Here is a 26,263-nt window from a genome sequence, read left to right on the forward strand (position 1 = left end):
CAATTCTATTAATGGGCTTGCAACAGCGATTGCCCAATAAAAATTGATGAGAGACTGAGAATAGGTTGTGGTCAGGCGGCGTGATGTGAAAGCTTGCATGAGGCTCAAAACGCCGAGCTTGACACGGGATAAAAAAACTAACCCCCTGGTACGCAGTGCGAGACAGGTTCCGCCCAAGGCGTGGGGGCTAATCCACTTTGCACAATCAGGCGGTCAGGCGGTCGGTCGCGTAATTTCTTTTTCCGACACAATGACTCTGTTGACCAATCCGTATTCCAATGCTTCCTCAGCATTGAGCCAGAAGTCACGCTCGGTGTCAGCGCTGATTTTTTCTGTCGTTTGTCCGGTGGCTTGGGCGAAGATTTTGTCCAAGCGTTTTTTCATCCTGACAATTTCATTCATATAAATCTCGACATTACTCGCTGGCCCTTGAAAGCCTCCCGACGGTTGATGCAGCAGGAATCGTGTGTTCGGAAGCGAGTAGCGATTTTCTTTCTTGGCAGCGGCGTAAATCAGAGCGCCCGCACTCGCGACGCTGCCGGAGCCAATCATGACCACCGGCGGGGCAATAAAACGAATGGCATCGAAGATCATGTCGCCCGACTCAACATGTCCACCCGGCGAATTGATGAAGACGTAAATAGGATCATCGTTAATGGATGCAAGAATGTGCAGTTGTTGCACAACGTCCTTGGCCATCCGCTCATCCACCACTCCCGTGATGAATACCTTACGAGCCTTGATCGCATACTCCATCAATTTGGCACTGACGGCGCCCTGTTGTTCTTTGTTGTCCTGCTCTTGTTCGTCGGTGTTCATAGCGTCTCCCAGACCTATTCAAAGTTCCATTTTAGGCAAACCATATCCACGGGCGTGCCTTCTGGCCGAAGGGAGCATAAGCAGCTCCCGAATCGTAAACCGTTGAGACTTTAGGCGTTCGGCCGGATGTAAGTCAAAGCCTTTGGCGGCATCTTGCTAGAACCTTGGTGAGCCATCGACCCGACGAAACTCACCGTTAGATCTTCCGAGTTTCAGCCAAGTGCAACACAAAAATGCATCGCGCCGTCACGATGGGCAGCTTCAAAAAAATATGCGAAGCAAGCTTGCAAAGGAAAAATTTGCTTCTAAGCTCGAAATGTTCTTACAGAGACGTGGAAGTTTTTCCTACTCTTCTGACGGATAAAGTCGTACTCAGGATGAGGACGAGCCAAATGCCTGATTGGCATGTTGGCGCATTGCGTGCTTCCACGCCTTGGAGTTTCTTCAAGAGGATACAGGGATGATCCGTAAGCCGTTATCGCCTTATCAGCGCGACATTTGGGTTGCCGCTGCTCAGTTCCCCGAAAGCAATCAGTACACGCTCTTCTGCTACGACCGTCTCGTTGGCGAAGTGGATGAACAGGCTTTGCGTCACGCAATGGCCTCTGTTGCCAGACGCACCGATGCCTTCGGCCTGCGCCTTGGGGAAGAAGACGGTGAACCTTTTCAATGGCTCGCCGCCGAGTTGGATGTCTCGATAACGACCCTTGACCTTACGCATGAATATGATCCCGACGCTGATATCCAGGCCTGGTTGCGCAATGCGTTTGGCTTCAGTTACGCCTTGGACGGCAACCAATTGGCTGACCTGTTCCTGCTTCGAGCAAGTGATTCAACGTATGTCTATGTCCGGGCGCACCATGTTGTATGCGACGCCTGGGGTTTGCAGTACTTCATGGGTCAGGTACGTGATGAATACCTGAGATTGACCGCAAATGCGGTGACGGAAACGCAAACCCAAGCGACATCCTTTTTGGCGGTCATTGAGGCCGACGACTACACGCAATTGGAACCGTACAGGGAAGATCGTGCCTACTTTTCCCAAGTATTGAGTGGGGTCGAGCCCGCCCTGTTCAGCCGCAAGCTGGCTGCTGGCGCGCGGAGTAACGCTCGTTACTCTATCACCCTGGAGCGGCCGCTGCTGGCCACCATCAGAGACCGTGGCGAGTCCCCGTTCCTGTTTCTCAGCGCCGCGATCGCGCTTTATCTGGCCCGTGTGCACCAACGTAATGAGGTCGTGCTCGGGATTCCGGTACTGAACCGTGCTGACCGCAGGGCCAAGGCGGTGGTTGGGCATTTCGCCAATACTTTGCCGTTGCGCGTTGAGATTATTCCAGGCCAACACATCGAGGAGTTTGTTGCGCAATTGCGGCAAGGCATTCGTACGTTGCTGCGCCATCAGCGTGTGCCGCTGGGGGACGTAGCCAAGGGCTCGGCGCCGTTGTTCGATACCACCATTTCCTATATGCGCTGGCCGAAGGCCGTCTCGATCCCTGGCGTAACCTGTGAAACCGTAGCGCAGACCCATGCTCATGATGCACTGGCGATATGGGTGTCGGAGTTCGATGACCATAGTGATGTGCAGGTGGACTTCGAATACGCCTGTGATGTTTTTGATGAAGACTTCACGATGGAAGCGGCCGCGAAGCATGTGGCAGCAATTGCCGCAATGGTGATCTTTGCTTTGTTCGGCCAAATTAAAGCCGTCGCCATCGTGGCACTGGTGGTAATCGGTCTGACCGGTGTTTCGATGAACCCAGCCCTAATTACCCGAGGGGCACGTGTTGGACATAACAACATGCTGGTCAACTCCGTACATACGGCATGCATCATGCTCGGCGTTATGGCCGGCTCGTGGATCGGCGGCTGGGGTATTGCAGCTGGCTTGGGACTACAGGGGGCGCTTTGGGTTGGCGCTGGCCTAGGTGTACTGGCACTATTCTCGCTCCTACCGGAGCTAAGGACACGTGCCTCTCAATCAACGTTTGCGCGATAGAGGCCATTTGGGGCGATTCACTTGGCCAGTAATCAGGAGTGTATGCGTCCGGCCAAGTCATCTACCCAGCCTCGCAAGGCCAAGACATGGTGTGCACTTAAATTTAAGTGGGCACCAGTTCTAGCCTTTTAAGCGGGTATTTCATGCAACCAACACGCCGTTCCTATTCAAAATCCTTCAAGGTCCAGGTCATTCAAGAGTGTGCCCAGCCCGGCGCTTCTATTGCCAACATCGCACTCGGCCATAGCCTCAACGCAAACCTCGTCCACAAATGGATTCGGGTGCACGCGCAGAAAAGCATGGCGCTGCAACCTGCATTTATTCCGTTACCCATGCAGTTGGGCGGAGCAAGTTCGCAAGCTACATCGTCGAATATCTACGTCGAGATCCAGCACCCGCGCGGCACCGTCAAAGTGAACTGGCCAACCGAAAATGCTGCTGCTTGCGCGACCTTTCTTCGAGACCTGCTGCGATCATCCGCATCGACTTCATCTGGCTCGCTACCGAGTCGATGGATATGCGAGCGGGCACCGAAACCGCGTTGGCCAGGGTGATCGCGGTGTTCGGTGCGGCGAAGCCGCACTGTGCTTATCTGTTTGCCAACCGCCGCGCTACTCGCATGAAAGTTCTGGTACATGACGGCTTCGGTGTCTGGCTGGCTGCTCGTCGGTTGAACCAGGGCAAATTCCACTGGCCAAGCATTCGTCATGGAGCTGAAATGCAGTTGGACACCGAGCACATTGGATTTAGACAGGCGGCAGTGGACTTAAATTATCAATAAGTAGTTGTTATAGAAAGGTTTTATGGAGTTTAGTGGAGCTTCATTACAGGCTATCGGGGTCCCCAAAAAACATCTGAATCCGCGACCGCAACCAACGCTCACCGGGATCATTGTCCTGCGAGCCCCGCCATGCCATGTGCAGCTCGAACGAGCGTACCGGCAGTGGCGGATCCTCGGTGCGCAAGCCGCCCGCCGCGGTCAGGGCCTCGGCGGCGTAGTCCGGTACGATGGCGACGATGTCGGTCCCGGCAAGCAGGGTGCCCAGGCCGTTGAATTGCGGCACGGCCAACACCACATGGCGTTTGCGGTCGAGCTTTTCGAGTTCTTCGTCGATAAACCCACTCAAATCCCCGGCAAATGACACCAGCGCATGAGGGCGGGCGCAGAAGTCGTCCAGGCTGAGGGCACCGGGCACGCTGTCGGCGCGTAGCAGTTTCGGTAGGCTGCGGCGCAGTACCTTGCGCTTGGCGTTGGCCGGTAGCTCGGCGGTGTAGCTGACGCCGATGGAGATTTCGCCGGAGGCGAGCAGGCCGGGCATCAGGATGTAATTGACACGGCGCACGACGAGCACGATGCCGGGGGCTTCGGCGCGCAGGCGTTTGAGCAGTTGGGGGAGCAGGGCGAACTCGACGTCGTCCGACAGGCCGATGCGGAACACGGCGGTGCTGGTGGCCGGGTCGAATTCGGCAGCGCGGCTGACGGCGGTGGAAATCGAGTCCAGGGCCGGGGACAGCAGGGCGAAAATTTCCACGGCGCGGGCCGACGGCTCCATGCTGCGCCCGGTACGCACAAACAGCGGGTCATCGAAGAGACCGCGCAGGCGCGACAGTGCCGCGCTGATGGCCGGCTGGCCGAGGAACAATTTCTCGGCGGCACGGGTCACACTGCGCTCATGCATCAAGGTTTCGAATACGATCAAGAGGTTAAGGTCGACACGACGCAGGTCGTTACGGTTCATCTTGTGTCCTGGATGAGTCTGTAAACTTGACGAGAGCGGCCATACATGATCCCTATGATCTCCATGCTCGGAGCATGACCGGCATGAATCTTACGGGGAAAGGCTGGTACTCTGCACCGGCTAATTGAGTTTTCCTACGATAGTTGAGGTCTATTCCTCAGTCGCGGAATCAATGACAGACATGTCGACTATTAACGGCGACCGGTGGTCTTACCCGGAAAGCCCAGATAGAGTTCAGGGCAATAGAGGTTACTTTGACGAGGTTTGCGATGTCCCGCACGATCCGTTTTCACAAGTTTGGTCCGGCTGAGGTGCTCAAGTGCGAAGAGCATGCAGCCGCGCAGCCTGCACCGGGCGAAGTGCAGGTACGAGTCGAGGCAATTGGCATCAGTTGGTATGACATTTTGTGGCGCCAGAACCTGGCGTCTTCCCATGCACGTTTGCCGTCCGGCCTTGGCCACGAGATGGCCGGGGTGGTCGTAGCCCTGGGCGACGGCGTGGATGACTTGGCCGTGGGCGATAAAGTCGCCAGTTTTCCCGCCGAGAGCCCCAATGATTACCCGGTGTATGGCGAACAAATCGTCCTGCCCCGTTCGGCGTTGACCCGTTATCCGGATGTCTTGAGCCCGATCGAAGCCAGCGTGCATTACACGCCGCTGTTGATTGCATATTTTGCATATGTGGACTTGGCGCGGGTCAAACCCGGCCAGTTTGCCTTGGTGACCGACGCTAGCCACTGCGCCGGCCCGTCCTTTGTGCAACTGGGCAAGGCCTTGGGTGTGCGTGTGATTGCCGCGACCAAGGACAGCGCGGAGCGCGAGTACCTGCTGTCCCTCGGGGCGGAAAAGGTCATCGTCACCGAAGAGCAGGACCTGCTCATGCAAATCAACAAGTTCACCGATAATCGCGGCGTTGACGTGGTGTTCGATGGCTTGGGCGGCCCGCAGATGTCGTTACTCGGTGATGTCTTGGCGCCGCGTGGCAGCCTGGTGCTGTATGGCCTGCAAGGTGGCAACCAGACGCCATTCCCGGCCTGTGCGGCGTTCCAGAAGAATATTCAGTTCTTTGTGCATTGCATCGGCAACTTCACCGGCAAACCGGAGCTGGGCATCGCCCAGGACCAAGTGGCATTGCAGCGCGCGTTGCGCGACATCAACCAGATGACCGCCGACCGTGTGCTGGTCCCGCTGAAAACCACTGTGTTTCCATTCAGCCAGTTCGTCGAAGCGCACCGCTACATGGACGAATGCCCGTGCCGTGAGCGCGTCGCATTGCAGGTTGAAGCTGTTTGAGCTGTAGGAGTATTCGCAAATGAATACTCCGGCGTCTGAACGGATGGGGCAAATGCGCCATTTGTCAGGGCTTAACCCTCGCGGCGTTTAAGCCGCCATCAGGGCGCCAGGCCCCGCAAAACACGAGCTTTCCCCCCGATGCCGCGCTGTATTCCAGCGCGGCATCTGTGCGCGCGCGTAATCAACGGCTTGCCCAATTGCCATCTGAACTGGTTTCTTGCGGCGTTCTGTATCTGTTAATCATTATGCCAGTGCCGATAATCGTGACTTCACTCTCATCTCAAGGATTGAGCAATGATTGAATGTCTGACGTTCCGGCCTGATACATATGAAATTAAATTATCGCGATGCTTGCCTGCGAGACAGGGTGCGGCTGTTGGGATAGGTAACTCCAATTTATTGAAGTTTGATTGGTTGAACTGGATCTTTTCTTTATGTCGGATGCATCCTTAGTTTCCTGCTTAAGCCGGTGTAGGGCATTGTCGGAACGGTCCTAGGGTAGCCAGGACGCCCTGGCGCAAGGGTCTCAAGGAGAGGCGGCGCGAAGGGCACACAATTGGCGTTCCCTGTCGAATTGTTACGGCGTGCTAAGGTTTATTTATCGTTACGCCACGCGGTGTGACGACATTCCTACGCATCTAATGGGTCGAGCAAATAACCTCGGCAGTTACTTGGAACTGATATTTCAACTCAGGTAGTAGAACTATGAGCGCAATTCACGAACAAGCCATGAACTATGTTTATCAGCAAGTTCTGCAACGTTTGGTCGGGCACTTCACGCGCGCCGAACGTACTGCACTTCAATTATTGATTCAGCGAATTGTCGTGGCTGCCGGCGGCATGGAACAAGTGGGCGATTACAAAGTGTTGGTTGCCCATGGGGGCGGCGAAGTCAGCAGCTATACCCTGGCACTGCTGCGTGCGGCGCAACTGACTATCGCGGGCCGCGCGCCCAGGACTTTCAACTTGCGTGTGGCGACGCTCCGACATGCCGGCATGACCCAGGCCACGCTGGATAGCCTGCAGCGTGGCTACAGCACACTGTTTTTCCACGACGACCCGCGGGTCGAGTTGCTGATGGTGGAAAACCAGGTAGTGCAGCCGTTCAACCACCAGCGCCCGGCCTCAGGTGCGGGCCGGGAGGTCAGCCAGCGCAATATGCTGATGGTGGGGCACCTGACCTCCGGGGATATTCGCGCGACGTTGTGTAACGATACTTACCTGTCCCTGGGGGATTTCTACCAGCGTGTCACCACCTGGAACGGAGGGGTGCATGCGCTGGTCAGCGGTGATTCACCGCGCAAGCAGAGCCAGTACCTGGCGTGGTTGAAAAAGGCGGCCCAAGCGGCCGGCGTCAGCACTGCGCCGGGCAAGCCGGCCTCGCTCACCGGGTTGTTCGCGCGCATGGAGGAGTGGAGCAACGGCTGTTATCAAGACCTCTATGGCGAGCAATACGTTGCCCACGAGAGCCCCGGCCGGGGTGGGCACCGCCATTTGGCCTACATTGGTATCGCCGACCTGCTTAACAACGTCGATGTTGCTTCAACCCCTCTGCTCAGCGACTTCCTGGGCTACGTCCCCGATCCGTTTGGTTTTCACTTCAGTCATCCGGCCTACCCCAACCCGCTGCTGATGGCTCACCTGCGCGGGGTGCAGGCCCAGTGCCTGCGCGAGCTGTCCTACGAGGACGGCGTGGCGGGTTTTCTGCGCCAGGCGATGGACTACCTGTGTCACCGGCAAATTCCTGAACATTTGATCGCAGAGGCCTGCGGTGGGGAAGGGCGTGAGCAGTCGACGGCCTACGCCCAAGAGTTCTTTGGCCTGGAGGAGGCCCAATTGACCTGTTTGCTGTTCTCGCCCTTCATCCATCATGGTGAGCGGTTGGAGGGTTACCTGCGTCAATGCCATCCCGGCATGCTGGTGGCACTCCCCGAGTTGCACAAGGTGCTCCAGGGCAAGCCGGCAGCCGACATGCTGCAGCAATGGGCGATCGACACCAGCGGCTTGCCGCTGCCTCTGCTCCAGCACCTTTACCGCAAGCGCCCGCTGGCGGTTGAACAGGGCGCCGATGCGCGCAAGCGCCGGGCCGCACGCCTGCAGACCAACGCCGAGGCGCGGGCGTTTCAGTTGTTCGGGCGCTAGGCGGGTGCGTCGGTGTGTGCGTCCAGGTAGACAGTCATGAACCTGCGAGGTGAGCGGCAGGCGGATTTCGCCTACCAGGCGGTGTACCGCTACATGATCAACCTGATCAACGAAGTCAGCCTGGACATGCCCGTCAAACTGCCTTCTTTGCGGCAGTTGGCGACGCGCCTGAATGTGTCGATCTCGACGATTCAATACGCGTACTCCCTGCTGGAAAAGGAAGGGCGGGTGTATTCGGTGGCCAAATCGGGTTATTTCGCCTGGCCCGTGGCAGCCAATCCGCTGATGGCGGCGGGCGCCGATCTGTTGGAGCGCCTGTATGCGGCGGCGCGGCGGCCCGGAATGGTGGTACTCAGCGGCGATGAACCGGCGCTGCTGGGAGCGCTGGACGGCGCATTGCTGATGCTCGAACGCCAACTGGTGCGCCGCCACCCACGCCAGTTGCAACCCTGGTCGCAGCCTTGCGGCGTCTGGGAGCTGCGCGCGGCGTTGGCGGCGCGTTACACCTCATCGCCGACCCGCTGCTGGCAGGCCGATGACGTCTACATCGGTGCCGATCTGCGCGGTGTATTGGAAATACTCATTGATGTACTGGGTCTCAAGGGCGCCGCGGTATTGGTCGAGTCTCCCTGCGACTGGTTAATACTGCGCCTGCTGCAGGCTGCCGGCGTGCGCGTCATTGAGTTGCCCTGGCAGGTCGACGGTCGTCTGGACCTGGCGCGGCTCGAACACCTGTTGCGCCATGAACCCGTCCACTTGGTGCTGCTGTCGTCGGTGGTGGGCATGCCGTCGGGCAACGTCATGCTCAACTATGAGCGCTTGCGGGTGGCTCAGTTGCTCGAAGAATATGGCTGCTGGCTGCTGGAGAATGACACCTTTGGCGAGTTGGGTTTTGCGCAGAACCACACGGCGCTGCGCAACCAGGTCAACCCCGAACGGCTGATTGTATTTTCGTCGTTCGAAAAAGTACTCGGCCCGGAAGCACCGTTCGGCTATGTACTGTCACGCCACCTGAGCAGTGAGCTGCAGCGCCAGTTCCTGCTGCGTTCGTTTCGCCTGTCGTCGATCCGTCAACGCGCGATTGCCCACCTGTATCAAAGCGGGCGGCTGGACCAGCACCTGCAGACATTGCGCCAGCGCCTGCGTGAGCAGGCCGACGCCATGAGCCAGCGCCTGGATCAGCGCCTGGCAGGGCGGGTGACTTACCGCATGCCGCTGGCCGGGGCGAGTTTCTGGCTGCACGCGTCGGCGCCGGTGGACATGCGCCAGGTGTTCCAGCGCCTGCTGGCGCAACAGGTGGTGATTGCCCCGGGGGAATTGTTCAGCCTCAGTGGCTTGCATCATCAGCAACTACGGCTGAGCCATGCGTTCAACGGGCACCCGAACCTGGACGCGGCATTGGATGCGCTGGCGCAGGCCTTGTTGCAGGCGCAGAGCGCCTAGCGTGTGAAAAATCTCTTGCTGGCGTGGGATCTATAACATCGCGCGGCAGTCCAACTCTCAGTAAACTGTCATTTTTTCCGAATCCTTCTTTCCGAGGTTTATGCATGACAATCAGTCCTTTTGCGGGCAAACCGGCGCCAGCCCAGTTGCTGGTAGATATCCCGCGACTGGTTACGGCCTATTACACCGGTCAGCCTGATGCAGCGATCTCCACCCAGCGCGTCGCGTTCGGGACTTCCGGGCACCGGGGCAGCTCGTTCGAACTGAGCTTCAACGAATGGCATGTGCTCGCCATCAGCCAGGCCATCTGCCTGTACCGCGAAGCCCAAGGTATCGACGGGCCGTTGTTCGTCGGCCTCGACACCCATGCATTGTCGACGCCTGCGGGGGCCAGCGCGCTGGAAGTCCTGGCGGCCAACGGTGTGCATGTGATGCTCGCCGAGGGCGATGAATACACGCCGACCCCGGCCATTTCCCACGCCATCATCTGCTATAACCGCGGTCGCACCAGCGGCCTGGCCGACGGCATTGTCATCACGCCGTCCCACAACCCGCCGCAAAGCGGCGGCTACAAGTACAACCCGCCCAACGGCGGTCCGGCCGATACCCACGTCACCAAATGGATCGAGGCCAAGGCCAACGAGCTGCTGGCCAATCGGCTGGCCGGGGTCAAACGCATCACCCACGCCCAAGCGCTCAAAGCCGACACCACCCATCGCCATGACTACCTCAACAGCTACGTGGCCGACCTGATCAATGTGATCGACATGGACGCCATTCGCAGCGCCGACCTGCGTTTGGGCGTCGATCCGCTGGGCGGCGCCGGGGTGCGCTACTGGTCGGCGATTGCCGAGCACTACCGCTTGAACCTGGACGTGGTCAACACCGAAGTCGATCCGACCTTCCGCTTCATGAGCGTCGACTGGGATGGCCAGATCCGCATGGACCCGTCGTCCAGCTACGCCATGCAGGGCTTGATCGGACTCAAGGAACGTTTCGACGTGGCCTTCGCCTGCGACCCGGACCACGATCGCCACGGCATCGTCACCCCGTCCGGCGGCCTGTTGGCGCCGAACAATTACCTGGCCGTGTCCATCGACTACCTGTTCCAGAACCGTCCCGGCTGGCGCGCCGATGCGGCCGTGGGCAAGACCGTGGTCAGCAGCGGCTTGATCGATCGCGTCGCGGCGCGCATCGGACGGCGCCTGTATGAAGTGCCGGTCGGCTTCAAGTGGTTTGCCGACGGTCTGTTCGACGGTTCGCTGGGTTTTGGCGGTGAGGAAAGCGCCGGCGCTTCGTTCCTGCGCAAGGACGGCACCGTGTGGAGCACCGACAAGGACGGTTTGATCCCGGCGTTGCTCGCGGCAGAAATGACCTCGCGCAAAGGCCAGGACCCCAGCCAGATCTACCGTGGCCTGACCGACGCTTTGGGCGAACCGTTCGCGATTCGCGTCGACGCCAAGGCCACCCCGGCGCAGAAGGCGTTGCTGGGCAAACTGTCGCCGGAGCAGGTGACGTCCACCGAACTGGCCGGGGAGCGCATCCAGCAGATCCTCAGCCATGCGCCGGGCAACAACCAGGCGATCGGCGGTTTGAAAGTCATGACCGAAAACGGCTGGTTCGCCGCACGGCCATCGGGCACCGAGGACATCTACAAGATCTACGCCGAGAGCTTCATCGGTGAAGATCACCTCAAGCAACTGGTGCAAGAGGCGCAGGTACTGGTTGACGGTGCAATCAGCGCTGGCTGACACGCCTCAGTCAATGGAGGCGCGGGTCAGCCTGCGCCTACATTTCGCCTCGAGATCAGGCCAGGTCGACCAGCACGATCTCGCTGTCTTCTATCGCGGTCACGCGCAACAGCTGTTCATCTTCCACCGCGACACCGTCTCGCGCGTGCGCGCGCAAGCCATTGACCTCAATCACCCCCGTCGCCGGCACCAGGTAGGCGCGACGCCCGCTGTCCAGGCGGTATTCGGCAGTTTCCCCGGCTTTCAGGTTGGCCGCCACCAGGCGCGCATCCGCACGAATGCGCAGGCTCTCGCTGTCACCGGCCTTGCCGCTGGCCAGGGTCACGAACCCTTCGCGGTCACCTTTCGGAAACGGCTTGGCGCCCCATGACGGCGGCAGGCCGGCTTCGTTGGGGATGATCCAGATCTGGAAAATCTTGGTGGGGGTGGCTTCCAGGTTGTATTCGCTGTGGGCAATCCCGGTGCCGGCGCTCATGACCTGCACGTCACCCGCCTCGGTGCGGCCCTTGTTGCCGAGGTTGTCGGCATGGCTGATGGCGCCTTCGCGTACATAGGTGATGATTTCCATGTCGCGATGCGGGTGCTGGGGAAACCCGGTGCCGGGCTCGATGATGTCGTCGTTCCAGACCCGCAGGTTGCCCCAGTGCATGCGCTGGGGATCGTGGTACTCAGCGAATGAAAAGTGATGATGGGCGTCAAGCCAGCCATGATGGGCGCCGCCCAGGGCGGTGAAAGGTCGTAATTCGAGCATGATCGTCTCCAGTTGATGGGGTCATCATCCAACAGTGCATGATCGATAAAAAGCGTAAAAAATGCCTTATTCCTATCGATCAATTGGATTGGTTTCGGATGCTTTGACTTTCACTTCATCGCCTAACTGCATGACGGCAAAGCAATTGGCTGGAACTGCGCGGCGATTCCGGCGACCATGGCGCACTCGTCAACACCCAGCTCATCGCAGGAGTCCGCGTGCCGCAACAACAGCCTGATCTGCCCCCTGAATTGCGCCCCCTGGCCGAAATGCCATGGTTGAAACGGCTCGCCGCCCGCTTGTTCGGGCATGGCTTGACCCGCTTGCGCGCGCAACACCGGTTCTCTTGGCTGCATGGGCAGGCCGACGGTTTTCGCAGTGGGCACGAGGCGGGTGTGGAGTACGGCTATCGCGAGGGCAAGGCCGACGGCATCGAAGAAGGCCGGCAGGTCCTGCTGATTCGCGACTTCCGCCCGGAAGAACACCGTGCGCCGGGGGTGGATGACAACCTGTTCGATGATTGGCGGCTGCCCCTCACGGCCGATCTGAAAAAACGCATCAAGGCCGATGTGGCACGCTTGCTGCCGGCTCACGCGCAGCCCAGCGCCGCCCAATGGAAGATGATCTTCAGCGACACGCCGTCCACCTCGGTGATCGCCGGTGCCGGTGCGGGCAAATCCACCTCGCTGGTGTTGCGTATCCTGCTGCTCACCCATTACCTGGGTTTCGAGCTGAGCTCGATGACCGTGGTGACGTTCACCCGTGAGTCGCGCAAGGACTTCATCAACAAGCTCATGGAAGTGCTCAGCTTATGGGGGCAACCTCTTGATATCAAAGAAGCCCAGGCCGTGGTTCGGACCTTTCACTCGCGCATCCTGCCGATGGTGCGCAGCCTGCCGGGCTTCGAGCGGCTGCAGGCGTTCGAGAACCTCAGTGCGGGCTTCGAGGACGCAGACAGCAACCCGTTCGACCTGCGCCTCAACGAGGCGCAACGCCAGCAGATGAACGCCTGCTACCACCGGCTGTACGGCCAGCACGCGCGCTTTCGCGAACTGATTGCACCGCTGGCGCGCCATGGTTTGCAGCTCAAGGAGCTGGAGCGTGATCACCCGGACGTGCAGAAGCGCATGGCCGTGACAGAACTGGCCGCCAAGCGCGATGAAGAGCTGTGTGACGTGATTGAAGACCTGTGGTTTCGCGCGGGCGCCTGGCCGATCAAAGGCATCGAGCCGAGTCGCCAGACCGTGGAGATCAATGGCGCGCAATTCCATTGCCATGGCTATATTCCCGAGCTGGATGCCTGGGTCGTGCTGGGCTTCGATTCGCGGGAAAACGCCCAGCTCAGCCGCCCCAATGCCAAGCTGTCGGTGCGTGCGGAATGGGCGGTAAAGCGCACCCTGTTTCAAGCATTCTGCCGTAAACCTTTGATATGGATCGATAGTTACGAGTCGTCAAAGCGTCTTTTAAGCAGCCTGGCCGGTGACGCCAGTGCGGGGCCGGGGTTCGATTACAAGGTCAAAGGCGAGCTGGCGTCGGCGCCGTTGCTGGACTGTTTTGTCATGGCCGCAGGTTTCATCGAGAACCTCGGTCTGGACGTGCCCAGTGCCGTGGGCCAGATGAGTTTCGCCAAAGACGATCCGGACCGCTGCTTCTTTGAGGCCTTGAGCATTTTCTGGAAAGCTCTGGAAGATCATCTGCTCGACCAGTCGCCGCCGATCATGACCTACAACCGCATGTTCTCGCTGTTTGGCGAAAACACCCCGGAAAACCTCAAGTTGCTCAGCGACCCCCTGTTGCGGCCGCTGTCACACCTGATGATCGACGAGTTCCAGGACGTCTCGCCGCAGATCGTCTCCTGGCTGCGCGCCAGCCTGCGTGAAATCCGCAGCCGTGGGCCAGTCATGCATGTAGGACGCGGCGCCCAGCATTCGTCACTGCTGTGCGTAGGGGATGACTGGCAGTCGATCTATGGCTGGCGCGGCAGTTCGCCGAAGTACTTCATGCAGTTCAACCAGGAATTCCCGGCACCGAGTACCACCCGCGTCATGCTCGGCGAGAACTATCGCAGCCATCAGCACATCATCGATGCCGCCGAACACATTGTGCGCGCCGCGCCGGCGATCCCCGGCAAGAAGGCCAAGGCCAGCGGCATACCCAAGGCGTTGGTGCCCGTTACGGTACTGGAACGCGACGATGCGGCCTTGGGCCGGCGCCTGCAGGAGCACTATCAAAAGGGCGATTCGGTGTTAATGCTGTATCGAAAAAGTAGCGATAAGTTATTGATTAATGAACATATTCAATCTGTAGTTAATGTGGATTCTAACTTGCCGTCCGCGGCGCGCAGGCTCAAGCAATTGACCTATCACAGCGCCAAAGGCCTGCAGGCGGATGCGGTGTTCCTGCTTGGGGATTGCCAGCATGTCACCCGTTCGCCGTACAAGAACCAGGTGTACCGCATGGCGGGCCTGGGCAAGGCCGGCGACGCCGAACCCTACGACAACGCGCAAAAAGACGAAGTGCTGCGCCTGGCGTATGTCGGCATTACCCGCGCGGTCAGCCATTGCTACTGGTATGTGGAAAAACCCGAAGGCCAGGCCGTGAATGTGCCGAAGGCCTCGGAGCGGGTCGACGCCAGGAAAGCGTTCTTTGACGATCAGCGCTAAGCACTGCCTGGCACAGGCCCTATGTAGGGGCTTGCCCGCAATAGCGGTGCATCAGTCGATAGACCGCTCGACTGGCGCACCGCTGGTCGTGTTCAAGCCCTTAACAAATGCGGCGGCACAAAACACTCCAGCTCCGCTTCCACCGCTTCGATGATGCGCTCTACATCGGTAGCATTCATCACGGTGGCGCAGGGGATGCCAGCGATGGCGATCAGCGTCTCGCCGCTGGCGCGGTCGAACAGACGCGCGACCATACTGCCGGGAGCGTCCATGCTCCCTTCGAAGCCCATGGGATGGAAATGCCAGCGCATCAGCTGGCAGGCGTTGGGGAATGTCACTTTGTTCATGTTGCCCACCTTGTTCATTGAGCGCTTCCTTTAGCTCGCGGCAGGGGGCCATGACCGTCACTGGTCACAGCGAGTGAGAGTGTAAAAATAGCATTCGTTCATAAATGCAAGGGCAGTTTTTTCACCCCGTTCGGCGGTTCTTTTCCTATAGCTTGACGTGTGTCATGTCTTGCTAAAGGCTGGGCAAAAGGCCATTAGTCAGAAGTTGCCGTCGGCCATTGATGGCAGCGCTGAAATTCGGCAACCTCCACCTTTTACCCGTCGTAGAGCCATGCATGCCCCACACCGCCGCGGACGATGATTGCCAGCACACCCACGCCACGCGCGAGCTAGTGACGCGCCACCACCTGTGCTGGCGTCATCGCGACCTGGATGGCGTGATGTCTTACTACCATCCGCACATCCAGTACCACGACTTCTTCCAGAACCGCGTCGTCGGCTACGCCGAGCTGCGCGAGTACCTGCAAGCCAGCATGCCGCGCGGGCCCGACGAGGCCATCGAGCACATGGACCGCATTCGCGCCGATGGCGACACCGCGTTCATCCAGTACCGCATCACCCTGCGCGGCGGGCAGGGCCTGGTGTCGTTCCGTACCAGTGAGGCCATCACCGTGCGCGACGGGCTGATCTGGCGGGTCAACGAATATGCGTCACTGGTGCATGAGCACAGCCCCCAAACCACGCGCCCGAGCGTCAGCCGCCTGGGCCTGTCGCCCCAGCAACTGGGGCATATGGCCAACGACCTGCAGCACTACTTTCAGCAGCAACAACCCTACCTGGACCCGGAGCTGGACCTGCAGCGGGTTGCCAAGGAGTGCGGTTACAGTCGCAATCAGATTTCCTACTTGCTCAATCAAGTCCTCGGGCAAACCTTCTATCGCTATGTCAATCAGGCTCGGCTCGTGCATTTGCTGGCTGCGCTGGATAAAGCCAGGCCGCCCATACGCGTGGACGACTTGGCCTATGCGGCGGGGTTCAATTCGTTATCGGCGTTTTATAGCGCTTTTCGCCAGCACACCGGCCTGACGCCGAAGGCTTACATTAAAGAGCGCTTTGAGGGCGAGTCGGCTAGATCAACTGGCAATAAAAAAGATGTGGGTTAAACCTGTCATGTTCGACAGGTTTTTCATTCGCGGATTCGTAGTGTAATGCCCAGGCATCTTTTCTTTCAGTTGGAGTGTCGCTATGTCTAAGCACAATAAATCCGCCCACCCGAACGGTCCAGAGAGTGAAGGCCGCATGGACGGAATCATTAACATCGACGGAACGGATCACACCTTTCAAGCGGACCGTGTGTATATGGATGAGCAAGACGGTGCGCTGAGGTTTTTCGGTGCCCGAACCGTTGACGAGAACCCGGATAAATTCGAAGCGGTTCAAGTGCAACTCACACCGCCCACCATTTCGACGGGTACATACCCGGTGGGCGGGGAGAGTGTTAAAGATGTTATTTACGTCGACCATCAAACCGGTAACAGCTATACAGCTCACAAAGGCGAGGTGTCGCTCACCAGGAGCATCCCCCTTAAACGGTTATTCGGGGTAGTGAGTTGTGAGTTCAGTGTTGACGGTCGAACGACTATCGTAAACGTCCAGTACGCCTTCAAGGGGTAGAATAAATAGTCGGCCCCGCAGCCTCTGCCCGCGTCGGTTAGCGCCAATCATTCGGCGTTGACGGGGCAGCAGGTCGCGCCAACATTTCCCTGCGTGCACGCGCGCAAGACAGCCCCTGACATCCCGCTCTAGGATCCAGCCTATCGAAACGAGGTAGGGGAACCTGGCATGCCGGCATGGCGCACTATCAGTTTATGGATGGACCAGTTGGACGACCCGCTGCTGGCGCGGCCGTCTCTGGAGCACGACCTGGACGTCAACGTGGCCATCATCGGCGCCGGTTACACCGGTCTGTGGACCGCGTATTACCTCAAACGCCAGGCGCCCGAGCTGAACATTGCCATCATCGAGGCGCAAACCGCCGGTTTCGGCGCGTCCGGGCGCAATGGCGGCTGGTTGATGGGCAACCTGTTGGGGGAAGACCGTTTACTCGCCGGCCTCACGCCCGAGCAGCGGCGTGCTTCGTTTGACCTGCTGCACGGCATTCCCGACGAAGTGGCGCAGGTGCTGGCCCGCGAAGGCATCGACTGCGACTACCGCAAGGGCGGCGCCCTGTACTGCGCCGCGCGTTACCCCGAGCAGGAAAGCAGCCTGCGCCTTTATCTGGACAAGCTCTACGCCCAAGGCCTCACCGAGGCCGACTACCGCTGGCTGAGCCCGCAACAACTGGCTGAGCAACTGCGAATCGCCAAGCCCTTTGGCGCGGTTTATGCGCCCCATGTGGCGACGATCAACCCAGCCAAGTTGGTCCGCGGCCTGGCGCGGGTGGTGGAACGCATGGGCGTCAAGATCTACGAAAACTCGCCCGTCACCCATTGGCAGTCCGGCCGCCTGCGCACTGCAAAGGCCGGCGTGCGTGCCGCCTGGGTGGTGCCGGCCGTGGAGGGCTACGCGACCACCTTGGCGCCGTTGGGTCGCTACCAACTGCCGGTGCAAAGCCTGATCGTCGCCACCGAGCCATTACCCGCCAGCACCTGGGACGAAATCGGCCTGAGGCATGGCCAGGCCTTCGGCGAAAGCAGCCGCCAGGTCACCTATGGCCAGCGCTCGGCCGACAACCGTCTGGTGTTCGGTGCCCGTGGCGGTTATCAGTTTGCTGGCAAATTGCGCCACGACTTCGATTTGACCGACAGCGAAGTGGCGCTGCGTCGCTACCTGTTCGGCGAGCTGTTCCCACAGTTGAAAAACGTGCGGATTACCCACTCCTGGGGCGGCAACCTTGGCATGTCGCGCCAGTTCCGACCGCACATGCTCTGCCATCGCGCCACCGGCATCGCGCTGTCCGGCGGCTACGGCGGGGAGGGCGTCGGTGCCACCAACCTGGGCGGTCGCACCCTGGCCGACCTGATCCTGGGCCAGGAGACGCCGTTGACCCATCAACCCTGGGTGATCCGCGAGCGTGGCCTGGAGGCGCTCAAGGCCTGGGAGCCGGAGCCGTGCCGCTGGCTGGGCTACAACGCGATCATTCGCAGTTTTGTCCATGAGGACCAGGTATTGGCCAACCCCAATACCGCGCCCTGGCGCCGCAAGTTGGCGATCGGCGTGGCCGGGTTCATGGAAAGTTTCATGCACTGAGCCGTTCCACTCACACAGGTAGCCCCATGAGCATCACTCAATTCAAAGACGCGCTGAATGCCCACCTGCCGGATTCGTCACCGGTCGCCGTGCCCCTGGGCGAGCCGATCGCCGTGGCGTCAAGCTTGAGCGTCGAGCGCAGCGACGGCGTCGAAACCGGTATCTGGGCCTGTACCCCCGGCCGCTGGCGCCGGCAGATCAAAGCCCAGGAGTTTTGCCACTTTATCCAGGGTCGCTGCACCTTCACCCCTGACGACGGTGAAATCGTCCACCTACAAGCCGGCGATGCACTGATGTTGCCGGCCAACAGCAGCGGAACCTGGGATATCCAGGAAACCGTGCGCAAGACCTATGTATTGATCCTGTAACGCTTTGATCCTTGATCGCCTGCCATAAAAACAGCCCTAAAACCGCCAGGAAATCGAACCATGAAAGCCATTGCCCTGTTGCCCTTGATGTTGGTGGCCGCTATCAGTCAGGCCGCCGAGACGGTGAAGATCTACAACTGGTCGAGCTACATTGCGCCGGACACCACGAAGAACTTCCAGAAACAAACCGGCATCGGTTTCAGCTATGACGTGTACGACAGCAACGAAACCCTCGATGGCAAGTTGATGACCGGTAACTCCGGCTATGACGTGGTGTTCCCCTCCAACCACTTCATGGCGCGGCAGATCCAGGGCGGCGCCCTGAAGAAGCTCGACAAGAGCCAATTGCCCAACTGGAAGAACCTCAACCCGGTGCTGCTCAAGGCCCTGGAAAACAACGACCCGGGCAACGCCCACGGCTTCCCGTACCTGTGGGGCAGCACCGGCATCGGCTACAACGTCGACAAGGTCAAGGCGGTGCTGGGCGATAACGCGCCTGTGAATTCCTGGGACCTGATCTTCAAGCCCGAATACATGCAAAAGCTCAGCAAATGCGGGGTGGCCATCCTCGACAATGGCCCGGAATTGTTGCCGATCGCTCTGAATTACCTGGGGCTGCCACCCCACAGCAAGAAGCCGGAGGACTACAAGAAAGCCGAGGCGCTGCTGATGAAAGTTCGCCCCTACGTGGCGTACTTTCATTCCTCGAAATACACCGGCGACCTGGCCAATGGCGACATCTGCGTGGCCGTCGGTTTCTCCGGCGACGTGCTGCAAGCCGAAAGCCGCGCCAAGGAAGCCAAGAATGGCGTGAACATCGGCTATCAGATCCCCAAGGAAGGCGCCGCGATCTGGTTCGACATGGTGGCCATGCCCGCCGACGCCCCGGATGAAAAGGCCGGGTATGCCTTCATGAACTACTTGCTGGAGCCCCAAGTGATGGCCGACATCACCAACTCCGTTCATTACGCCAACGGCAACAGTGCGGCGGACAGCCTGGTGGACCCGGCAATCAAGGCCGATACCAAGATCTACCCAAGCGCGGAAATGATGGGCAAGTTGTTCGCGCTGGAAGCGATGCCGCTGAATATCGACCGGGTTCGCACGCGGGTGTGGAACACCATTCGTACCGGGCGCTGAAGAACTGATGTGGGAGGACGCAAACCCCCTCCCACATTTGGTAATTGAGGAAGTATTCGCTCTGGCGGAAAGGGTCCGGCGCCACTTTGTCGGTGATTCTGTATTGCATCAGTGGCCGGTTGAGTCCGGCGTATCAGAAACTGTAAGGAGTGGTTATGCGCGCACGTCAATTGGGCATCACGTTGGGGTTGGGCACGCCCGGCGCGTTGAATGCCATCACCGATGTTCCCGGCGTCCGGGTCGGCCACAGCACGCTCAAGACCCGCGTCGACGGTAAACAGGTGTGTACCGGCGTCACAGTGGTCCAGCCGCGTGCCGGCGAGGCGCGGCAGCAGCCGTGCTTTGCCGGGTATCACGTGCTCAACGGCAATGGCGACGCCACGGGCCTGGAGTGGATCAGCGAAGCAGGGCTGTTGACCACGCCATTGGCGATCACCAACACCCACAGCCTCGGCATTGTGCGCGACACCCTGATTGCCCTGGAGCGCGAGCGTCTGGCGGACCCGGCCGTGTACTGGTGCATGCCGGTGGTGATGGAAACCTACGACGGCCTGCTGAACGATATCTGGGGCCAGCACGTCAAGCCTGCGCATGTGCGCGAGGCGCTGGAGCACGCCGAAAGTGGTCCGGTACAGGAAGGTGCAGTGGGCGGCGGCACCGGGATGATCTGCCATGAATTCAAGGGCGGCATCGGCACCGCGTCGCGCCGGTTGCCGGCGGAGCAGGGCGGCTGGACGGTCGGCGTGCTGGTGCAGGCCAACCATGGCAAGCGCCAGGAACTGCGGGTTGACGGCTACCCGGTGGGCCGGCAGTTGATGACGATCCCATCGCCGTTCGCCGAGCGGGGCACGCCGGGCATGGGCTCGATCGTGGTGATCCTGGCCACCGACGCGCCGTTGCTGCCCCATCAATGCCGGCGCCTGGCGCAACGCGCGTCCATCGGCATTGCGCGCACCGGCGGCGGCACCGAGGATTCCAGCGGCGACCTGTTCCTGGCCTTCGCCACCGGCAATCAGGCGCTGCCCCCGGCGGACTATGGGCGCAAGGACCTGGCGTTCAGCAGCGCGGTGCAGATGGTCAATAACGATCATATGTCCCCGTTGTTCCTCGCCGCGGCGGAGGCAGTGGAGGAGGCGATCGTCAACGCCATGCTGGCCGGTGAGAGCATGACCACCGACGACGGGGTGCGGGTGCCGGGTCTGGACGGCGAAACCCTGTTGCAGGCATTGCGCGAGACGGGCTGGAACAGCTGCCGATAATCCGGTGTATTTATAAAGATGCTGGCTCTTTAATGCGGCGAATGACACCGTGACAATATATTGGATCCATCTAAACAAGTGCGCCGCTCAAGTTGAGCGGCTTTACCGCTATTTAATATTTAAATAACGGCTCGGCGGTTTTTGTCGGACAAAAGCAACTAACCCCCTACAAACATTGCACGCGACTTGCTTAAGTTGCCGGCTTGTCGGTTTTCACTGCGTAAATAGATGTAGACGAAAGATTTCAAGTTGTGTCAGTTTCGTGACGCCTTCAAAAGAGGCGAGTGATAGGACGATCTCGCCAGCGGGGTTCCTATCGACCCAAGACTGATGCACTTGCACACAAGGAAGTACGTTTATGTCAAAAGTAAAAGACCAGGCTATTGTGTCTGCCGCGCAAGCCAGCACTGCGTATACGCAAATCGATAGTTTCAGCCATCTGTACGACCGTGGCGGCAACCTCACGATCAATGGCAAACCCTCCTATTCCGTTGACCAGGCCGCCACCCAGCTGCTGCGCGACGGCGCCGCGTACCGGGACGTCGACGGCAACGGCAAGATCGACCTGACCTACACCTTTCTGACCTCGGCCTCCTCGAGCACGCTGAACAAGCATGGTATCTCGGGCTTCAGCCAGTTCAACAGCCAGCAGAAAGCCCAGGCCGCACTGGCCATGCAGTCCTGGTCGGATGTCGCCAACGTTGCCTTCACCGAGAAGGCCAGCGGCGGCGATGGGCATATGACCTTCGGCAACTACAGCGGCGGCCAGGACGGCGCGGCGGCCTTCGCCTACCTGCCCGGCACCGGCGCGGGCTACGACGGCACCTCGTGGTACCTGACCAACAGCAGCTACACACCCAACAAGACCCCGGACCTGAACAACTACGGCCGGCAGACCCTGACCCACGAGATCGGTCATACCCTGGGCCTGGCTCACCCCGGCGACTACAACGCCGGGAACGGCAACCCGACCTACAACGACGCGACCTATGGACAGGACACGCGCGGCTACAGCCTCATGAGTTACTGGAGCGAGAGCAACACCAACCAGAACTTCAGCAAGGGCGGGGTCGAGGCCTATGCCTCCGGGCCGTTGATCGACGATATCGCGGCGATCCAGAAGCTTTACGGCGCGAACTACGCCACCCGCGCTGGCGACACCACCTACGGCTTCAACTCCAACACCGGGCGTGATTTCCTCAGCGCCACCGCCAATGCCGACAAGCTGGTGTTTTCGGTCTGGGACGGCGGCGGCAACGACACCCTGGATTTTTCCGGTTTCACCCAGAACCAGAAGATCAACCTCAATGAGACCTCGTTCTCCGACGTTGGCGGCCTGGTGGGCAACGTGTCCATCGCCAAGGGCGTCACCGTGGAAAACGCCTTCGGCGGCGCGGGCAACGATCTGATCATCGGCAACACTGCCGCCAACCTGATCAAGGGCGGGGCCGGCAACGACCTCATCTACGGCGCTGGCGGTGCGGACCAACTGTGGGGCGGCGCCGGCAACGACACCTTTGTGTTCGGTGCCAGTTCCGATTCCAAGCCAGGTGCGGCGGACAAGATCTTTGACTTCACCAGCGGCGCCGACAAGATCGACCTGAGCGGCATCACCAAAGGTGCGGGCCTGAGCTTCGTCAACGCGTTCACCGGGCATGCCGGCGACGCAGTATTGAGCTATGCCTCGGGCACCCACCTGGGTACCTTGGCCGTGGACTTCTCCGGGCACGGCGTGGCGGATTTCCTCGTCACCACCGTGGGCCAGGCAGCGGTCAGCGACATCGTGGCCTGATGCACCGGCGCGGCGTTGTGGCGCCGCGCTTCCAGGAGGGGCATACACATGCCGCGTTTTGTGCATTTGATCGCCTGTGTCCTACAGGTGTTGTTCGTGTCGGCAGGAGCCCATGCAATGGCTAGCAGTCTCGTTTTACCCACCACCGCGCAGTTGGCCGGACATTGGCAACTGCACCGACAGGATCAGGTCTGTGCCCTGGATTTGCTGGAGCAAGCCACCGCCGTGGGGGGCGATGTGGCCTGCGTCGAGCAATGGCTGGGAGACAAACCCCTGACATGGTCGCCGACGCCGGACGGGATCTGGTTGATGAATGCCGAAGGTTCCGGGATTACCCACTTGAATCGTCAGCGCGACGGTGAATACCAGGCGCGCACGCCATCTGGCGAAATCGTGACATTGCAACGAATACCTTAGTTTTTAGTTATAACGCTATAACTCGAATTTAATAGTTGGCCGCCGCTTATTCAGGGGCTGGGGCAACTATTGCCGGTCATTGGGTTCAAGGAAGATCAAACACCATGGCGAAGCCCCCTGTTGTTGCGCCTTTATTCAAGGCGCTGGGTGAATATAAAAGTATTTTGATCAGCGTTGGCTGTTTCACTGCATTAATTAACCTGCTGATGCTGGTGCCATCCATTTATATGCTGCAAGTGTATGACCGCGTGCTGTCCTCCCAGAATGAAACCACTCTGGTGATGTTGACGCTGATGGTCGTCGGTTTCTTCGCCTTTATCGGCAGCCTGGAAGTCATCCGCAGTTTTATCGTGATCCGCATCGGCAGCCAGTTGGAACGGCGCTTCAACTTGCGCGTGTATAAAGCTGCCTTCGAACGCAACCTGCAACGCGGCCAGGGGCATGCCGGGCAGTCCCTGGCAGATTTGACCCATCTGCGCCAGTTCATCACCGGGCCGGCGCTGTTCGCGTTTTTTGATGCGCCGTGGTTTCCGATCTATCTGTTGGTGATTTTCCTGTTCAACGTGTGGCTGGGCGTGCTGGCCACGGCGGGGGCCTTGCTGCTGATCGGCCTGGCCTGCCTCAATGAATACCTGACCAACAAGCCCCTGGCTGAGGCTGGCGGTTACTCCCAGCAATCCAGCCAACTGGCCACCAGCCATTTGCACAACGCCGAAACCATCCAGGCCATGGGCATGCTCGGCGCATTGCGCCAGCGCTGGTTTGCCGTGCATTCGCAGTTCCTGGGCTTGCAGAACGCGGCCAGCGACACCGGCTCGGTGATCACCGCCCTGAGCAAATCCCTGCGCCTGTGCCTGCAATCGTTGGTGCTCGGCCTGGGCGCATTCTTGGTGATCAAGGGCGAGATGACCGCCGGGATGATGATCGCCGGTTCGATCCTGATGGGGCGGGTGCTCAGCCCGATCGACCAGTTGATTGCCGTGTGGAAGCAGTGGAGTTCGGCCAAGCTGGCCTATCAGCGGCTTGACCAACTGCTGCGCGAATTTGCGCCGGACGTCGAGCCGATGGCCTTGCCCGCCCCCAAGGGCCAGGTGAGTTTCGAGCAGGTCAGCGCCGGCCCGCCGGGTCGACGCCTGGCGACGCTGCATCAGGTCAGTTTCCACCTGGGCGCCGGCGAGGTGCTGGGGGTGCTGGGCGCGTCGGGGTCCGGCAAGTCCACGCTGGCGCGGGTGCTGGTGGGCGTATGGCCAACCCTGGCCGGCACCGTGCGCCTGGATGGCGCGGATATCCATCGCTGGGACCGTGACGATCTTGGCCCGCACATCGGTTACCTGCCCCAGGACATCGAACTGTTCAGCGGCAGCATCGCCGACAACATTGCGCGCTTTCGCGATGCCGACCCGGCGCAGGTGGTCCAGGCGGCGCAACAGGCCGGCGTGCATGAATTGATTCTGCGCCTGCCGCAAGGCTACGACACCGTGTTGGGCGACAACGGCGGCGGCCTGTCCGGCGGCCAGAAGCAACGGGTGGCCCTGGCGCGTGCGCTGTATGGCGGGCCGCGGCTGGTCGTGCTGGACGAACCCAACTCCAACCTCGACACCGTCGGTGAAGCCGCGCTGGCCAGCGCCATCGTGCAGTTGAAGGCCCAGGGCAGCAGCGTGATTCTCGTCACCCACCGCTCTTCGGCCCTGGCCCAGGCCGACAAGTTGCTGGTGCTCAACGAAGGCCACCTGCAAGCGTTTGGGCCGAGCCAGGACGTGCTGCGCGCGTTGTCCGGCCAGCAGGCGGCGACGCAGGAAAAAACCGGCGTCAGTTTCAGTCGTCAGTATCAAACCGCAAGGAATCCAGGCGCATGAGCATGCTCACTGTGGAACAACGCGACGCCGCTTTTTTCGTGCGTCTGGGCTGGTGGCTGACGGTGGTCGGCGCCGGTGGGTTTTTCCTCTGGGCCAGCTTGGCGCCGCTGGACCAGGGCATTCCGGTGCAGGGCACCGTGGTGGTCTCGGGCAAGCGCAAGGCCGTGCAGACCTTCAGCCCCGGTGTGGTCAGCCGCATCCTGGTGCGCGAAGGTGAGACGGTCAAACAGGGCCAGCCGCTGTTTCGTCTCGACCAGACCCAGAACCAGGCCGATGTGCAATCGCTGCAAGCGCAGTACCGCCTGGCCTGGGCCAGTGTGGCGCGCTGGCAGAGCGAGCGCGACAATCGCGCGGCCATCGTGTTTCCCGCCGAACTCAGCACCGCCCCGGACCCTGCGCTGGCCTTGGTGCTCGAAGGCCAGCGCCAACTGTTCAGCAGCCGCCGCGAAGCCTTTGCCCGTGAACAGGCGGGGATTCGCGCGAATATCGACGGCGCCACGGCGCAGCTCAATGGCATGCGCCGCGCACGCAGCGACCTGAGCGCCCAGGCTCAATCCCTGCGCGATCAACTGAGCAATCTGCAGCCCCTGGCCGACAATGGCTACATCCCGCGCAACCGCTTGATGGAGTACCAGCGCCAGTTGTCCCAGGTGCAACAGGACCTGGCGCAGAACACCGGCGAAAGCGGCCGAGTGGAGCAGGGCATCCTCGAATCGCGGCTCAAACTGCAGCAGCACAGCGACGAATACCAGAAGGAAGTGCGCAGCCAACTGGCCGACGCGCAACTGCGCAGCCTGACCCTGGAGCAGCAGCTCACGTCCGCCGGGTTCGACCTGCAACACAGCGAAATCAACGCGCCGGCCGATGGCATTGCGGTCAACCTCGGCGTCCACACCGAAGGCGCGGTGGTGCGTGCCGGGGAGACCTTGCTGGAGATCGTGCCACAGGGCACGCGGCTGGAAGTCGAGGGGCATTTGCCGGTCCACCTGGTGGACAAGGTCGGCACCCACCTGCCGGTCGACATCCTGTTCACCGCGTTCAACCAGAGCCGTACCCCGCGTGTGCCGGGACAGGTCAGCCTGATTTCCGCCGACCAACTGCTCGACGAAAAAACCGGCGCGCCGTACTACGTGCTGCGCACCAGCGTCAGCGAGGCCGCGCTGGAAACACTCCACGGCCTGGTGATCAAGCCGGGCATGCCCGCCGAGATGTTCGTGCGTACCGGCGAGCGCTCGTTGCTCAATTACCTGTTCAAGCCGCTGCTCGACCGCGCCGGCTCTGCGTTGACCGAGGAATGAA

The 26,263-nt window shown here is 60.3% G+C and carries 21 protein-coding genes and 2 pseudogenes; 19 read left to right on the plus strand and 4 right to left on the minus strand.

All coding sequences use genetic code 11. The features are described from left to right. Nucleotides 1-213 precede the first annotated feature (213 nt). Nucleotides 214-819 (minus strand): ATP-dependent Clp protease proteolytic subunit, encoded by a 606-nt coding sequence (locus tag PverR02_RS14940; RefSeq protein WP_046383328.1) that lies wholly within the window; start codon nucleotides 817-819, stop codon nucleotides 214-216. 460 nt (nucleotides 820-1,279) lie between these two features. On the opposite strand from PverR02_RS14940, the pseudogene PverR02_RS14945 reads away from it, so the two are divergent. The 4 genes and pseudogenes from PverR02_RS14945 to tnpB form a co-directional block, all read left to right on the plus strand. Then, nucleotides 1,280-2,482, plus strand: a pseudogene (locus PverR02_RS14945) (condensation domain-containing protein); the annotation flags it as partial. Further along, nucleotides 2,471-2,815, plus strand: a pseudogene (locus PverR02_RS32625) (MFS transporter); the annotation flags it as partial. The pseudogenes PverR02_RS14945 and PverR02_RS32625, both read left to right, overlap by 12 nt. Before the next feature lie 143 nt (nucleotides 2,816-2,958). Next, nucleotides 2,959-3,369: an IS66-like element accessory protein TnpA gene (gene tnpA / locus PverR02_RS33130; RefSeq protein WP_407691835.1), complete on the plus strand. Its 411-nt coding sequence runs from the start codon at nucleotides 2,959-2,961 to the stop codon at nucleotides 3,367-3,369. Beyond that, nucleotides 3,258-3,596, plus strand: coding sequence for an IS66 family insertion sequence element accessory protein TnpB (tnpB, locus tag PverR02_RS32635; RefSeq protein WP_407691836.1), 339 nt, complete (start codon nucleotides 3,258-3,260; stop codon nucleotides 3,594-3,596). Before tnpA ends, tnpB begins: the two co-directional genes overlap by 112 nt. 43 nt (nucleotides 3,597-3,639) lie before the next feature. On the opposite strand, the gene PverR02_RS14960 is transcribed toward tnpB, so the two are convergent. Next, entirely contained in the window at nucleotides 3,640-4,554 is a 915-nt protein-coding gene (locus PverR02_RS14960) for a LysR substrate-binding domain-containing protein (RefSeq protein WP_079443735.1), read from the minus strand. A 269-nt stretch (nucleotides 4,555-4,823) separates the two neighbouring features. Here PverR02_RS14960 and PverR02_RS14965 point away from each other — a divergent pair, with 269 nt between their 5' ends. The 4 genes from PverR02_RS14965 to pgm all read left to right on the plus strand — a co-directional run bounded on the left by PverR02_RS14965 (nucleotide 4,824) and on the right by pgm (nucleotide 11,182). Then, nucleotides 4,824-5,846 (plus strand): zinc-dependent alcohol dehydrogenase family protein, encoded by a 1,023-nt coding sequence (locus tag PverR02_RS14965; protein ID WP_017845697.1) that lies wholly within the window; start codon nucleotides 4,824-4,826, stop codon nucleotides 5,844-5,846. 705 nt (nucleotides 5,847-6,551) lie between these two features. Then, nucleotides 6,552-7,988 carry a hypothetical protein gene (locus PverR02_RS14970; protein WP_079443736.1) on the plus strand — a complete coding sequence of 479 codons (1,437 nt, stop codon included), beginning with the start codon at nucleotides 6,552-6,554 and terminating at the stop codon, nucleotides 7,986-7,988. 36 nt (nucleotides 7,989-8,024) lie between these two features. Next, the gene (locus PverR02_RS14975) at nucleotides 8,025-9,431 is read left to right on the plus strand and encodes an aminotransferase-like domain-containing protein (RefSeq protein ID WP_046383337.1); all 1,407 of its coding nucleotides are present in this window, start codon (nucleotides 8,025-8,027) and stop codon (nucleotides 9,429-9,431) included. A 104-nt stretch (nucleotides 9,432-9,535) separates the two neighbouring features. Next, nucleotides 9,536-11,182, plus strand: coding sequence for a phosphoglucomutase (alpha-D-glucose-1,6-bisphosphate-dependent) (gene pgm / locus PverR02_RS14980; RefSeq protein ID WP_046484153.1), 1,647 nt, complete (start codon nucleotides 9,536-9,538; stop codon nucleotides 11,180-11,182). Between the two features lie 55 nt (nucleotides 11,183-11,237). Here the strand turns inward: pgm and PverR02_RS14985 are convergent, their stop codons facing one another. Beyond that, nucleotides 11,238-11,933 carry a pirin family protein gene (locus tag PverR02_RS14985; protein WP_079443737.1) on the minus strand — a complete coding sequence of 232 codons (696 nt, stop codon included), beginning with the start codon at nucleotides 11,931-11,933 and terminating at the stop codon, nucleotides 11,238-11,240. Between the two features lie 218 nt (nucleotides 11,934-12,151). Between PverR02_RS14985 and PverR02_RS14990 the strand changes: the two genes are divergently transcribed. Then, nucleotides 12,152-14,596 (plus strand): UvrD-helicase domain-containing protein, encoded by a 2,445-nt coding sequence (locus PverR02_RS14990; RefSeq protein ID WP_079443738.1) that lies wholly within the window; start codon nucleotides 12,152-12,154, stop codon nucleotides 14,594-14,596. A 92-nt stretch (nucleotides 14,597-14,688) separates the two neighbouring features. On the opposite strand, the gene PverR02_RS14995 is transcribed toward PverR02_RS14990, so the two are convergent. Beyond that, nucleotides 14,689-14,961: a DUF1652 domain-containing protein gene (locus tag PverR02_RS14995; RefSeq protein WP_017845703.1), complete on the minus strand. Its 273-nt coding sequence runs from the start codon at nucleotides 14,959-14,961 to the stop codon at nucleotides 14,689-14,691. Nucleotides 14,962-15,218: 257 nt separating this feature from the next. Between PverR02_RS14995 and PverR02_RS15000 the strand changes: the two genes are divergently transcribed. The 10 genes from PverR02_RS15000 to PverR02_RS15045 all read left to right on the plus strand — a co-directional run bounded on the left by PverR02_RS15000 (nucleotide 15,219) and on the right by PverR02_RS15045 (nucleotide 26,262). Then, nucleotides 15,219-16,046: a helix-turn-helix transcriptional regulator gene (locus PverR02_RS15000; protein ID WP_079443739.1), complete on the plus strand. Its 828-nt coding sequence runs from the start codon at nucleotides 15,219-15,221 to the stop codon at nucleotides 16,044-16,046. An 82-nt stretch (nucleotides 16,047-16,128) separates the two neighbouring features. Next, nucleotides 16,129-16,557 (plus strand): hypothetical protein, encoded by a 429-nt coding sequence (locus PverR02_RS15005; protein WP_079443740.1) that lies wholly within the window; start codon nucleotides 16,129-16,131, stop codon nucleotides 16,555-16,557. Between the two features lie 168 nt (nucleotides 16,558-16,725). Beyond that, nucleotides 16,726-18,132 carry an NAD(P)/FAD-dependent oxidoreductase gene (locus PverR02_RS15010; protein WP_079443741.1) on the plus strand — a complete coding sequence of 469 codons (1,407 nt, stop codon included), beginning with the start codon at nucleotides 16,726-16,728 and terminating at the stop codon, nucleotides 18,130-18,132. 26 nt (nucleotides 18,133-18,158) lie between these two features. Beyond that, the gene (locus tag PverR02_RS15015; protein WP_017845707.1) at nucleotides 18,159-18,500 is read left to right on the plus strand and encodes a cupin domain-containing protein; all 342 of its coding nucleotides are present in this window, start codon (nucleotides 18,159-18,161) and stop codon (nucleotides 18,498-18,500) included. A 60-nt stretch (nucleotides 18,501-18,560) separates the two neighbouring features. Then, entirely contained in the window at nucleotides 18,561-19,640 is a 1,080-nt protein-coding gene (locus PverR02_RS15020) for a polyamine ABC transporter substrate-binding protein (protein WP_017845708.1), read from the plus strand. 155 nt (nucleotides 19,641-19,795) lie between these two features. Next, nucleotides 19,796-20,899 (plus strand): DmpA family aminopeptidase, encoded by a 1,104-nt coding sequence (locus tag PverR02_RS15025; protein ID WP_079443742.1) that lies wholly within the window; start codon nucleotides 19,796-19,798, stop codon nucleotides 20,897-20,899. A gap of 358 nt (nucleotides 20,900-21,257) precedes the next feature. Further along, nucleotides 21,258-22,691 carry a serralysin family metalloprotease gene (locus PverR02_RS15030; RefSeq protein WP_057004058.1) on the plus strand — a complete coding sequence of 478 codons (1,434 nt, stop codon included), beginning with the start codon at nucleotides 21,258-21,260 and terminating at the stop codon, nucleotides 22,689-22,691. A gap of 48 nt (nucleotides 22,692-22,739) precedes the next feature. Then, on the plus strand, nucleotides 22,740-23,108 hold the full coding sequence (locus PverR02_RS15035; protein ID WP_079443743.1) for a protease inhibitor Inh/omp19 family protein: 369 nt from the start codon (nucleotides 22,740-22,742) through the stop codon (nucleotides 23,106-23,108). 104 nt (nucleotides 23,109-23,212) lie between these two features. After that, the gene (locus tag PverR02_RS15040; protein ID WP_057004059.1) at nucleotides 23,213-24,964 is read left to right on the plus strand and encodes a type I secretion system permease/ATPase; all 1,752 of its coding nucleotides are present in this window, start codon (nucleotides 23,213-23,215) and stop codon (nucleotides 24,962-24,964) included. Next, a complete protein-coding gene (locus PverR02_RS15045) occupies nucleotides 24,961-26,262 on the plus strand; it encodes an HlyD family type I secretion periplasmic adaptor subunit (protein ID WP_017845715.1) in 1,302 nt (433 codons plus the stop codon). The genes PverR02_RS15040 and PverR02_RS15045 overlap by 4 nt, the downstream gene beginning before the upstream one ends. Nucleotide 26,263: the final 1 nt, after the last annotated feature.

Source organism: Pseudomonas veronii (assembly GCF_002028325.1).
GTDB classification, from domain to species: domain Bacteria; phylum Pseudomonadota; class Gammaproteobacteria; order Pseudomonadales; family Pseudomonadaceae; genus Aquipseudomonas; species Aquipseudomonas veronii.